Here is a 13,150-nt window from a genome sequence, read left to right as displayed (position 1 = left end):
AGAGCGGTTTTATTGCCCTTATTGATCATTATATGAATCGAATGATTACAAAACTAATCAAATGAGTAGTTTTTCCGCTTCGTTACAAGTGCTGCTTGGCTTATTCCTAATGCCTCAGCTGCTTTTCGGGTCGTTTTATGGTCATGCAATGCTTGAGTAATCATCGCTTGCTCTAGTTGTACTACAGCTTCCTTTAGCGTAGGTGCCTGCATCTGTTTCTCATGTTGAATAAATGGTTGCGGTAAATTACTTGCATGGATGACAGGGTTAGGGCTCGTAGCAACAACAAAATCAATCACATTCTTTAACTCACGAATATTTCCTGGCCATTGTCTTTTCTGTAACGCTAAGACGGCATCTGACTCTAGTACAACCTTTCTTCCATAGCGCCCATTTAATTCTTGTAAAAAGAAGCGTGCTAAGCGATCAATTTCTTTCGGTCGCTCACGTAGCGGCTCAATGAAAAGCGGCACGACCGCAATTCGATAGTAAAAATCTTCTCGCATGACCCCTTTTTTCACTAGACTGGAAAGATTCTGGTGAGTTGCCGATAGGAGACGAACATCCACGTGTTTTTCCGTAGTTGAACCAACTGGTGTAAACCGTTGCTCATCCAACACCTTCAACAGCTTCACTTGCGTCCCTTGTGGCAGCTCCCCCACTTCGTCAAGAAAAAGCGTCCCACCATGTGCGGCTTCAATAAGACCTTTTTTTCCTTTTGCTAGAGCTCCTGTAAAAGCACCAGGTCCATAACCGAATAATTCAGCTTCAATCAAGGTCTCACTAATAGCTCCACAGTTTACGACGACGAAGGGCTTATCTTTTCGCTGCGAATGTTCATGAATATAAGCGGCTGCTTTTGTTTTTCCGACACCACTTTCACCAAGGAGGCAGACGGTTGCTGTCGTTTGTGCGACACGTTTGGCCGTAGCAAGAAACGCAACTGTTTTTTCGTCTTCTGCAACAAGAGGCGTTTCGTCCCCTTTTCCAATGAAGCGATCAAGCTCGGCTTGTTGTTCCTTAAACCCTTCCAACTCAGCCTGCATGTTCATAAGATCGGTCATATCACGAACCACGCTTACGACATATTCAATCTCTCCATGACCGTTAAATGACGGCGTACCAGACACCATAGCGTTTCTTCCACTCGCTAAACGCTGCATCCGAGTCACTACTTTTTTTTGCTTAATGACTTCAAGGGAGATTGAACGGGAAATATAGCCGGCTTTTTCCATATCACGCATATGCATGCCGATAATGGCTTGCGCCGGAATACCTGTTATTCGTTCGTACGCTTTATTTACTTTTAACGTTACGCCTTTTCCATCCGTTACGTACACACCGTCATAGAGAGAATTCATTAATATCGCAAACATCTCACTTTTGAGTAACGATTCAAACTGATGGGATGCGACTAATTCTGGGCGGTGATCGAGAAGAGAGGCAGCTGTATCGCCTTCTCGACCTAATTGAATGGCGTTGCGTACATCGGACAGAAATAATGTACCTAGCACCGTACCGTCATGATGAACGACTTCAATTGAAATATGATCCCCTTTAACCATTGCAACAATAACTGCTGAAAGAGAATCACTCCCTTTTACTGAATGATTCATACGGCTCATTCCTTAAGCCGTCCAACCAGGTTGATACGTATAAATGACAGCTCCACGATGCTGCGCATTACCACGAAAATCCTTCTTATCATCTTGCTCCACTAACACCTCGCGAAAAAGAGTAAATTGCTCTTTTGTCACAACCACTTCTTTTATCTCTCCACTACGCAATTGTCCTAAAATCTGCTGTGCCTCATGCTGATCCATTGCAAACGCTCCTTTTTTCTTTAAGTCTTCTTATTATGCCAAAAAAAAACCAAGCAAGGAAGATCTCCTGCTCGGATTTATATACAGTAGCCCCACTCTTCTCCCAAGAAAAGAGTATAGTAGCTTTGTTTTTTATTTAAGGGTCCCATGCGGGTCAATGACAAACTTTTTCGCTGCACCACCATCAAAATCAGCATAGCCATCCGGTGCTTCATCTAGAGAAATAACCGTTGCGTTGACGGCTTTTGCAATGGACGCTTTGCCAGATAAGATAAGCTTCATCAGCTGTCGATTATACTGCATGGCCGGCGTTTGACCTGTAACAAATGTATGCGCCTTTGCCCAGCCTTGTCCAAACCGAACTTTTAACGAGCCTGTCTTTGCATCTTCATCTGTTGCACCTGGATCTTCGGTAACATAAAGCCCTGGAATTCCTAACTTCCCACCAGCTTGGGTCACATCCATGATCGCATTGAGTACGGCTGCCGGCTGTTCACCTCCATGTTCACCGTGACCTGATGCCTCAAACCCTACAGCATCTACAGCTGCATCCACCTCGGGCACACCTAAGATCGCTTCTATTTGTTCCCCGAGTCGATCATGTTTGGAAAGATCGACTGTTTCACAGCCAAAGCTACGGGCTTGCGCCAATCTCTCTTCGTTAAGATCACCAACAATGACACTTGACGCACCTAGAAGCTGAGCAGAATGTGCCGCCGCTAAACCAACCGGTCCTGCGCCAGCTACATAAACGGTTGAACCAATACCGACACCAGCTGTATAAGCACCGTGGAATCCAGTTGGGAAAATATCTGTTAACATGGTCAAATCAAGGATTTTTTCCATAGCTTTCTCTTTGTTTGGAAACTTAAGTAATTGAAAATCAGCATAAGGAACCATGACGTATTCTGATTGACCTCCAACCCATCCGCCCATATCAACATAGCCATAGGCCGAACCTGGACGGTCTGGATTAACATTTAAACAAATGTGCGTTTTTCGCTCCTGACACATTACACAGCGACCACACGCAATATTAAACGGGACTGAAACAATGTCACCTTTCTCAATAAACTCCACATCTCTACCGACTTCCACCACTTCACCAGTAATTTCATGACCTAATACGAGACCTTCTGGAGCAGTAGTCCGCCCACGTACCATATGCTGGTCGCTACCACAAATATTCGTAACGATGACTTTTAAAATCACACCATGCTCACATTTCCGACCGACATTCGCTTTAGGAACTCCTGGGCCATCTTTTAACACCAATTCTGGGTACTCAATATCTTGTACTTGTACACCTTTTTTACCCATGTATACAACACCGCGATTATTTGCCACGTAATCCCTCCTATAGTGAGCGTTCTTCCGTTATCCCAAACCTTTGTTAAATCGTTTCGTGTCACCTCTTTCCAAAGAACCCATCGTTCCTTCTTGCTACTCTATTTACCAGTACTTGTCATTCTAAACCTATTTTTAGAAAAATGAATCATCTCTCCTAATTCAGGGCATAAAAAAAAGAGAGCCCTCATTTGCTCTCATTTTTTCTTATTCCCTTCATACAGAGGGCAGGTCGTGACGACCTCCATCTATAATTGAATCATTTGGTTCGTTTCTATTAAATAACTCCGGCTCTTCTAATCGAATAAGCTCCAGCTCTAAACGCTTTCGAAATTCAAGCTTATCAAACCCAAAATAAACCGCTATAAAGGATTGCTCTTTGTTCCAAAGAGTATCAATAAAGTGTTTTTTCTCATCACCATAAAGCCCTCTTTGCTTAATCTCTTCTGCCATTCTTGTGATATCCACTTTATCCCGGTCTTTCAACCAGCGTAAAACTGGCTTTTGCTGCGTTGCCCTAAAATAGCGGTAAAGGGCTGCAAGATCTTGTTCATGAAAGCCAAATGTATGTCTTTTTTCTTTGAAGTAGGTTTTGGCTGTTTTATCAAGCATTGCACTCACTTCATTTTTCGCTACTGGCTTCAAGTTTTCAAGCCACGCTTCATAAGCAGTAGCCAAATGCTCGTACACAAGAATGTCGATTGTCTGCTGCAAGGAAGGATCGATAAACGAGTACACACCAACAGGAATCGTTTCAACAAAACGATGGGCTTCCGCTTCTTGTGTAGGAAGACTCTTATACCACTTGTCAACAATTGAAGTCGATAATGGCATCTCTTGATTCTCAAAACTCCGCTGCTTGATTACAGCCGCCTCATCTCGGTAGAGCTCACTAGGCGTAATCCACGAAATCGTTTCTGGCCAATCATCATGAAAATGGACAATTCGCGCTGACGCCGTTCCTCCAGCTTCGACACCTCGCATCGCCCTTCCGATCATTTGCGTCATTAAAATAGCAGACGTTGTTGGTCGAGCTAAAAAGACGGTTTGAACATCTGGTAAGTCCGTTCCTTCGGTTAACATGTTCACATTCACTAACACATCTAGTTCATTTTCTTTAAACCGTTTTAATGCATCTTCTTTCTTCTCTTCTCCTGAAATGAAATAGTCAGCAGAGATGCCCGCCTCTACAAACTGTTCTGTCAAAAGGATGGCATGCTTGCGGTTCATCGCAAACACAAGCGTCTTGCCATACACCTGTTTATGATCGCCATACTCTTTTACAATAAGCGTATTGCGCGCTTGATGGACAGCCAAATAATGCTCAACCTTAGGAGGTAGACGATCGGCTGTATGAATGTGCTGAATGTCTACTCCTGATAAAGTCGGCAATTTTTCCACACCAGTTTTAAGCTCTTTAAAAAACGGCTCTGCTAAAATGCCTCTAGCAATTAACGTGGCAACATCTAGCTTATAGACAATATCAGCAGGAAATCGTTTCTTTAACAATCCTTTTTCTTCTTCTATAGTCCGAAAAGGGGTAGCAGTTAAACCTAAAATAGTCGGATTTGCTTTTTTAGATAATGTGGTTAGAATGAGCTCGTACGTTTCAGACACTGCATGGTGCGCTTCATCCACGATAATCAATAAGTCCTCATTCGCCTTTAACCAATTTTCTTGCAGCAACGATAATTGTCCTGCAATACTTTGATTCGTGCCAATAACAATTTGATCGACTGCCTGAATAGCCTTTACCGATTCATGTGTTTCTTCACTTGATATGAGCCGGCACGAAATGGATTTGACCTTTTCCACTAAATCGTCTGTCGCTAGGGTACGAATGGCAGAAAAAGCTTGATCAAGTAAATCATGTCGATGTGTCAACCACAGCACTTTGCGCCCTTTGCTCACTCCCTCTTTCAATAGCCAATGCACAGCGACGACTGTTTTCCCACCGCCTGTTGGGATCGACAAGATACCAGAAAACGGCAGGGGGATCTTGTCTAACCGCCGGAGCGCTTCTTCTTGATGCACATAGAGGCGAAAAGGAAAATCACTGGTCCTCACCTTTACAAGATGAGGAGAATGTTCCATCTCTTGAAAAGAAAAGGTCACCCACTCTTCCATTTTCAGACGATGCCATTGCGTTCCTGTTGATGAATACACTCGTACCTTTAATCGCTTCAAATGCTTGTTTACAGTAGCAACCATATGCTCCGTACGTCTTTTTTGACCGATTCGCTTCATAAACGAGCGCATTTTAATGGTCATTCGCTGATGCTTTCGCTGCTTCATCTCTTCTTTTAGTTCAAACAAACCCAATTGAATAGTTGGCTTCATGTTTTCTCTCCTTATTCCAACCACCAATTATACGCGATGCCGTGTAAGTAGAAAACAGGAAAAAAGCAGGAGGGTTGTTGTCGCTGAAAAGAGACTATGAGGTTTTCTATGTTAACCAGCAGTCTATAAGACTACTGGTTTAACGCTATTGTGCAATCCCCCATGGTGAAAAGATAAGGTATGTACCAAGAACAGTGATGATCACAACGGCACTGACCCAATAACGATGTCTCCAAGGGGTGAGGTCAACTTTTTGCTTGCCTGACTCGAATACAAACGGAGTTGTATTCTTTTGCAATCGGCTGACACCCCATAAGATAAACAAGTCAACAAAGAACATAACACTAAATACATATAAGTAATGGATGTCTAAAAATAACTGTGATGCTCCATAAACCATTACATGAAAGATGAATGTAAATTTAGCAGCAAAAGGCGTTGCATATTTTGAATAAAAACCTAATAACACAATAACAAGAAGTGGCATGCTATACAAACCGTTAAATTGTTGAACAACATGGTATAAACCAGCAGGTGCAAACGAAATGAGTGGAGCAATAATTGTTGCTGTTAAACCGACACCAATCGTGAAAATTTTCCCAACACGGGCAATTTGCTTATCTGTTTTCTCTTTGCCTATTGGCTTATAAAAGTCAAGTGTGAGTAGTGTCGAAGCAGCATTTAACGCGCCAATAAATGAACTTAAAATGGCTCCGAAAATGACAGCAGCGAACACACCAAACATCCATTCAGGTAAAACAGCAGATACCAACATTGGGTAAGCATTATCAGAATTAGAGATGCCGTCCCCAAACATATTTAATGCAATAATGCCTGGAAAGACAAGGAAAAGAGCCCCGAATATCTTGAAAAAACCTACATACAATGCACCTTTTTGACCCTCTCGAAGATCTCTTCCCGCTAATACTTTTTGCACAATCATTTGGTTTGTGCACCAAAAAAATAAGTTGTTAAAAAACATCCCTAAAAATAACGTTGGCCATGGTACATAAGCAGAATCAACTGCTCCAATCGCATTAAGCATTTCAGGAGTGTTTTGACGTATTGTCTCAAAGCCTGACAACATATTTCCATTTCCTAACAGCATCAAACCAAAAATTGGTACAGATAGACCAGCTATAAGTAAGCCAATTCCATAAATCGTATCACTAAATGCGGCTAGCCTTAATCCACCTAACATTAAGTATGCAAGACCCACAATGCCTATTCCACCAGCAATTAATGCAATCGCTATTAGTGGATCGACTCCAAGCATTTCATCAACAGAGAAGATTTGATTAAACACTAAGGAGCCCGAATAAAGAACGACAGGTAAGAAAGATACAACATATGTAAATATGAATAAAGCAGATGCAATCTTCTTTGTAGTTTTGTCAAAGCGTACTTCTATAAAGTCGGTAACCGTATCTACGCCATGCTTTAAATATTTTGGAAGGAAAATTAACGCAAGGGCGACAATCGCAATTGCCGAGGTTACTTCCCAAGCCATTACTTCCATACCAGCAACATAGCTTTGTCCGTTTTGACCAACAATCTGTTCTGTTGATAGATTCGTACCAATTACAGTACCCGCGATTACAATACCAGTTAAGCTACGACCACCTAAGAAGTACCCTTCTGAGCTTGAATTATCGATCGTCCTACTTTTTCGATAAGCAAAAATCCATATCGCCACAACAATAAAAAGAAACGTGGCTATCGCAAAAGCGTTCAAAACCAATTTCCCCCTTCTTTAACCTAATAAGGTGAGCGCGCATGTTATACGCTTCCTTTTTATAGGTGAGTTTTTTCTGGCGCAAACTCTTCTACAACAACTTTTTTTCCTGTTTGGTAAGCGTGTGTTGCGGCTAAAGCAACTCGCAAATCTTGAGTGGCATCTCGATCGTTCACAATCGGCTTTTCACCAGTCTGTATACAGTAAATAAAATGCTTCAATTCTTCAATATATGCCACACGGAACCTTGATTGGAAATTAGGAAACACCTTAAAATGACTTCCACCTTGGTTCAATACGGTTACCTGCTGTTCTCTCAAATCGCCTACAAATAAAGCACCTTCTGTACCAATAACTTCAGCACGAATATCATAGCCATAAGGAGAATTCCTAGATACTTCCATGTCGCCAATAGCACCATTTGCAAACTCCACGTATGTCAACCCATGGTCAATATCATTAAACTCTCTCATGAAATCATATTTTAATACGTTTCCATGAGCGGCAACCGAGGTAATCTCTGTATTAAATAAGTAACGAGCAATGTCATAATCATGAATGGAACAATCAACAAAGATGCCCCCACTGTTCTTTATAAATTCCGGTGGGGGTGATCCCGGATCCCTTGTGAATGCTTTAAAATAGAGTGGTCGTCCAATTTCACCTTTATCAATTCGACGTTTGGCATCCACATACCCAGGATCAAATCGCCGCATAAAGCCAACCTGACAGATAATACCGGCTTTTTCCACTGCCACTGAAACTTCTTCCGATTCTTCTAGATTTAACGTTAATGGTTTTTCAACAAAAATATGCTTTCGATGATATGCAGCACTTTTTATAATGTCAGCATGAGTGCTCGTTGGCGTTACAATCACAACAGCATCTACCTCTGGATGAGTAAGAGCATCCTCAATCTTGGTAGAATGAAACTCAATTCCGAATTCTTCCGCTACTTCTTTCGCTCTGCCTGATAGTGGGTCCACAACCATATATAAATTTGCCCCATGTACTTCGGTTAATAGATTTTTGGTATGTGAATAACCGAGACGACCGAGTCCAAGTACTGCTATATTTATACGCTTCTTCATTTAAAACATCCTTTCTAAAACTTCGGCATAGCCTAATTCGCTTTGTGAGTTGAGCCAAATTCCTTCAGCTTCTGCTGTACAGCTTCTTGAACAGCATGAATGGCCGGGGTTAATAAAATGGCAGGCTCAAATGCATCTGGTTGTTCAATCAACTGTTTCCTTAGTTGATCAGACCAAGCAATCATACATTCTGTATTAATATTCACTTTGGCATGCCCTAACTGAATGGCTCGCTCTAAATCATGACTTGGAATGCCTGAAGCACCATGAAGCACAAGCGGAATATCTGTTACCTTTGAGATTTGTTCCATTTCCTTAAATCCTAGCTTAGGTTTTCCATAATAACGACCATGAACCGAACCTAACGCTGCTGCTAACGCATCAATATTCGCCTCTGTAACTAAACGCTCGCATTCGTCGACATTCGCATATGAAACGCCACCAGTTACACCATCTTCCGTTCCACCAACCGTCCCAACTTCTGCTTCAACGCTAACACCAAACTTTACAGCATAATCCGAAACTTCTTTTGTCATCGCAATGTTTTCTTCAATAGATAGGTGCGATCCATCAATCATGACGGAACTAAACCCAGCGTCAATGGCTTTAAAACATGATTGAACACTTCTACCATGATCAAGATGCAAAACAACGGGAACGTTTATATTCAATTCATTGACTAAAGAGTCGACAAAAGAAACGACTGTACGATAACCACCTAAGTAATCAATCATTCTCTCTGATGCTGCTGCGATAACAGGTGATCGTTCTTCCTCAGCAGCAAGAAGAATTGCTTTGGTCCATTGCAATCCATTTATATTAAATTGACCGATTGCATAGTGGTTTCTTTTTGCTTCTACGAGTAGCTCTTTCATGAAAGCAAACGCCATGATACCCACTCCTCTCTAGTAAACGACTCTAGCTGCCGGCTTCACTTTTTTATAGAAATCAGGGCATTGGGCAAGTTCAATAATCTCTTTCACACCCGAAGTTTGTGCTTTCACACATGCATCTGCAGTTACTGCCGCAATGTATCCATCCCATGCGGTAGGTCCAGAAACGGTGCCTTTATCACGAACGTTATCGATAAAATCTTGCACTTCAACATCATAAGCGTGAGCAAAACGCTCCTGCCAATCCATTCCTATTTCTTTCCCAATTTGACCTCCCTTTCTTACTTGAATGTGCGCTTCATCAGGTAGGCGGAGAAGACCTTCTTCACCAACAACTTCACATTGAATATCATATCCGTACGTACAGTTAACAAAAATTTCAACGTTAATCATGACACCACTCTCGGTTTCTAACATCACCATTTGTGGATCTTTCAGATGTGGCAATGCATGCTTCGTTTTTCTAGGATAAAATACTTGAGCTGAAACATAGTCGTCATTAATTAACCAGCGCAACACATCAATTTCATGAATTAATGTATCGTGGATTGCCATATCAGTGGAATAACGCTCAGCCACATGAGCATTCCGGTGAGCACAATGCATCATTAAAGGTTCTCCAATTGTATTTTGATCAATCGCTTCTTTCAGCATTTTGTAACCGTTATCATAACGACGCATAAAACCTACTTGAACAAGAGGAGTACCATAAGCCATTTCCGCTTCTACAATTCGCATACACCCTTCTGCAGTTGTTGCTAACGGCTTTTCACAAAAAACAAATTTCTTTGCTTCGATTGCTTTTAACACACTGCTCTCGTGAGCTTGCCCCCAGCTTGTGATAAATACAGCTTCAATTCTTGAATCCTGAATTAAGTCCACATCATCTTTATACAAGGTTGCATTTAAATTAAATTCTTCAATGACGGCTTCTGCCGCTTGTTGATTAACATCCGTTACCGCAATAATTTCTGCACCAGCTAGACTCTTTGTTACACGGCGAATATGGTCTCTACCGATTGCGCCCGTCCCAATAACGCCTATTTTTAACGTCATCCGTATCCCCACCTTCGGTCTTTAACTATCGACTGTTCCAATACTCTTCTTTAATAATTTACTATCAATGTACTGTCTTGCTTTTAAAGCGTATTCCAATGGATGAGCAATTTCTGGGTCTTGCTCCGCTTCAACAACGATCCAACCTTGATAACCCTTCTCTACTAAACGTAAAAACACAGGTTCAAAATCAATGCAACCATCTCCTGGAACCGTGAACATTCCTCTTAAGAATGATTGTCTGAAAGTTAAACCTTTTTGTTCACATGTTGTCAGGACATCTTTGCGAACATCTTTAAAATGAACGTGGTTTATTCGCTGACAGTGTGTGTCTAACACGGATAAGTACTCACCGTCAGCAATAAACGTATGACCCGTATCGTACAGCAACCCAACAAGATTCGGATCTGTCCCCTCCATTAACCGCTTCACCTCTTCTTTCGTCTGTACAACCGTCCCCATATGAGAATGGTAAGCAAGTTTCAAACCATAGGTTTTAGCAATTCCACCTAATATGTCCACGCCTTGACATACTATTTCCCACTCTTCATCTGTTAGAATTGGCTTAAGGTTTAATGCAAAAACGTTTCGCTCTTCGTTTTGAACACTATAAGTTTGTTCCGACACAACAGCGACTTCTGCATTCACTTCCTGCAGATATGCACAATGCTCGTGAAACAAAGCTGCCGTTGCACTTACGCCATCACGAATGAGATAGCTCGAAAACCATTGACCAACAATTCTTAACTGCCGAAGTTCTATTTCTTTATTTAAAATAGAAGCTTCAGGAAAAAAGCCTCCAACTTCTGTTCCTTCGAATTTTGCGACAACTACATCACTGAGAAGATGGGCAAGTGTATTACCTGCCCCTATTTCTGGCATATCGTCATTACGCCAACCAATGGGCGCAATCCCCCATTTGATCTGCTTACTGGTCAAAATAATCTCCCCTTAATAGAGCTTTGCTGCATATAATTTCGTTTGGTGTTTTTGATGTGCACGCTGCACAGCCGTTACATTTGAGGTTTCTGCGACACCTACATTCCACCAGCTCTCGTACCCATCTGTCATTGTTTTTGGGAGAACTTTGATTTCAATAAGAGTGGAAACCTCTTGACACTTTGCATCCTCCACTGCTTTTTGAAGATGTTCCACTGACGATACCCGATAGACTTTTGCGCCATATGCTTCGGCAATTTTGGCGTAATCAATGTTCATGATGTCGCCTCTATGTGTGCGAAATTCACAACCATGACTACCGCTACCATGATCCATTTGTAAATTACTTATACAGCCGAATCCAGCGTTATCAAATAAGACAACATTTAATTTATAACCATACTGAATGGCTGTTACAAACTCCGAATGCATCATAAGAAAACTGCCGTCACCTACGAGCGAATAGACTTCTTTTTCGGGTTCAGCTAACTTCGCACCAAAACCTCCTGCAATTTCGTAACCCATACAAGAGTAGCCATACTCTAGATGATATGTATTTGGTGTTTCCGTATCCCACAAACGTTGAAGGTCTCCAGGCAGAGATCCAGCAGCACAAACGATTACTGCATCTTTAGATAGTGCTTTATTAAGTGCCGTTAAAGCAGTTGTTTGTGGAAATTCGGTATCTAATGTATCTGCATACTCATTTAATAATTGTTGCGAAAACTGTCCCTCAATTTCAGGTTTAAACGCTTCACGATCAAATGAGATAGACGACAATCGCTCTCTTTCCTGAAGCCATTCATGTTTCCAAGAATCGATAGAAATATGCTTACTTCTATAGCCGGTTAATTCTCCAAAAAGAATTGATAACGTTACTCTCGCATCTGCTACGACTTGTACAGCGTCCATCTTATATGCATGCATCCGACTAATATTAATGTTTAGGAATGATGCGTTGTTAAAAGAGAAAGCTGTTTTGGATGAAGATGTAAAATCCGTGTATCGTGTTCCTACTCCAATGACTAAATCCGCTTCTTTTGCTGCGAGATTCGCTGGTTTTGTACCGGTAACACCAACACCACCTAAATTAAACGGGTGATTGCTTTCAACGGTCGATTTACCGGCTTGTGTTTCAACCATAGGAATTCGGTATGTTTCGGAAAAAGCGACTAACTCTTCTCGGGCTTCTGAATACTTTGCCCCACCCCCAATAATAATAAGAGGTTTTCTGCTCTTACGTATTAATTGAACAGCCTGATTAAGCTCACGAGAAGTAGGTTCATATCGATCCACATAATGTACTCTTTTTTCAAAAAAAGATGTTGGGTAATCGTACGCTTCTCCTTCGACATCTTGGGCGATACAAATCGTGGCCGGACCCGCTTTTGCTGGGTCTGTCATCACTTCAAATGCTCGAAGTAGGCTACTCATTAGTTGTTCTGGTCGAACCACACGATCCCAGTAGCGAGATACCGGTTTCAATGCATCATTTGTAGTAATTGCTGCACTATATTCTTGCTCGAACTGTTGCAGGACGGGATCAGGCTGCCGCGTTGCAAACGTATCAGCTGGAAGTAGCAGGACTGGGATATTATTCGCTAAAGCCGTTCCAGCCGCAGCTACTAAGTTAGCAGCTCCCGGACCAACAGAAGTGGTAACAGCATAAATTTTCTTTCTAAGCATTTGTTTTGAATAGGCGATGGCTGCATGTGCCATTCCTTGTTCGTTTTTTCCTTGAATGACTTTGAGATGGCCAGCGTCTTGTTCAAGTGCTTGACCAATTCCTAGCACATTGCCGTGACCAAAAATGTTAAATATGCCTTCAACAAAGTGCGCCTCTTTCCCATCTACTGAAATGAATTGGTTGTTTAAAAATTTCACAAGTGCTTGCCCTGTTGTCAAACGAATTGTTTCTGCCATGAT

10 protein-coding genes are annotated in these 13,150 nt (G+C 41.8%); all 10 read right to left on the bottom strand.

Annotation, left to right across the window (positions count from 1 at the left end; all coding sequences use genetic code 11):
- Window positions 1-53 precede the first annotated feature (53 nt).
- Window positions 54-1,616 carry a sigma-54 interaction domain-containing protein gene (locus FPV17_RS01940; protein ID WP_246117103.1) on the bottom strand — a complete coding sequence of 521 codons (1,563 nt, stop codon included), beginning with the start codon at window positions 1,614-1,616 and terminating at the stop codon, window positions 54-56.
- A gap of 12 nt (window positions 1,617-1,628) precedes the next feature.
- On the bottom strand, window positions 1,629-1,823 hold the full coding sequence (gene ykzS / locus FPV17_RS01935; protein WP_035392967.1) for a protein YkzS: 195 nt from the start codon (window positions 1,821-1,823) through the stop codon (window positions 1,629-1,631).
- Window positions 1,824-1,955: 132 nt separating this feature from the next.
- Window positions 1,956-3,170: a formaldehyde dehydrogenase, glutathione-independent gene (gene fdhA / locus FPV17_RS01930; RefSeq protein WP_144557661.1), complete on the bottom strand. Its 1,215-nt coding sequence runs from the start codon at window positions 3,168-3,170 to the stop codon at window positions 1,956-1,958.
- 216 nt (window positions 3,171-3,386) lie between these two features.
- On the bottom strand, window positions 3,387-5,510 hold the full coding sequence (locus FPV17_RS01925; RefSeq protein WP_144557659.1) for a DEAD/DEAH box helicase: 2,124 nt from the start codon (window positions 5,508-5,510) through the stop codon (window positions 3,387-3,389).
- Between the two features lie 145 nt (window positions 5,511-5,655).
- Complete coding sequence (locus FPV17_RS01920; protein ID WP_144557657.1) at window positions 5,656-7,245, bottom strand: solute:sodium symporter family transporter; 1,590 nt, start codon at window positions 7,243-7,245, stop codon at window positions 5,656-5,658.
- Window positions 7,246-7,304: 59 nt separating this feature from the next.
- Entirely contained in the window at window positions 7,305-8,336 is a 1,032-nt protein-coding gene (locus FPV17_RS01915; RefSeq protein WP_144557655.1) for a Gfo/Idh/MocA family oxidoreductase, read from the bottom strand.
- A gap of 32 nt (window positions 8,337-8,368) precedes the next feature.
- Entirely contained in the window at window positions 8,369-9,226 is an 858-nt protein-coding gene (fba, locus tag FPV17_RS01910; protein WP_035392973.1) for a class II fructose-1,6-bisphosphate aldolase, read from the bottom strand.
- Window positions 9,227-9,241: 15 nt separating this feature from the next.
- Window positions 9,242-10,285: a bifunctional inositol 2-dehydrogenase/D-chiro-inositol 1-dehydrogenase gene (gene iolG / locus FPV17_RS01905; protein WP_144557653.1), complete on the bottom strand. Its 1,044-nt coding sequence runs from the start codon at window positions 10,283-10,285 to the stop codon at window positions 9,242-9,244.
- A gap of 21 nt (window positions 10,286-10,306) precedes the next feature.
- Window positions 10,307-11,224, bottom strand: a complete 918-nt coding sequence (iolE, locus tag FPV17_RS01900) for a myo-inosose-2 dehydratase (RefSeq protein ID WP_144557651.1) — start codon at window positions 11,222-11,224, stop codon at window positions 10,307-10,309.
- A 12-nt stretch (window positions 11,225-11,236) separates the two neighbouring features.
- Window positions 11,237-13,147 (bottom strand): 3D-(3,5/4)-trihydroxycyclohexane-1,2-dione acylhydrolase (decyclizing), encoded by a 1,911-nt coding sequence (gene iolD / locus FPV17_RS01895; RefSeq protein WP_144557649.1) that lies wholly within the window; start codon window positions 13,145-13,147, stop codon window positions 11,237-11,239.
- Window positions 13,148-13,150: the final 3 nt, after the last annotated feature.

The organism is Shouchella miscanthi (assembly GCF_007725405.1).
In the GTDB taxonomy this organism is placed as follows: Bacteria; Bacillota; Bacilli; order Bacillales; family Bacillaceae_D; genus Shouchella; species Shouchella hunanensis.
This window is presented reverse-complemented; position numbering and strand designations above follow the sequence as displayed.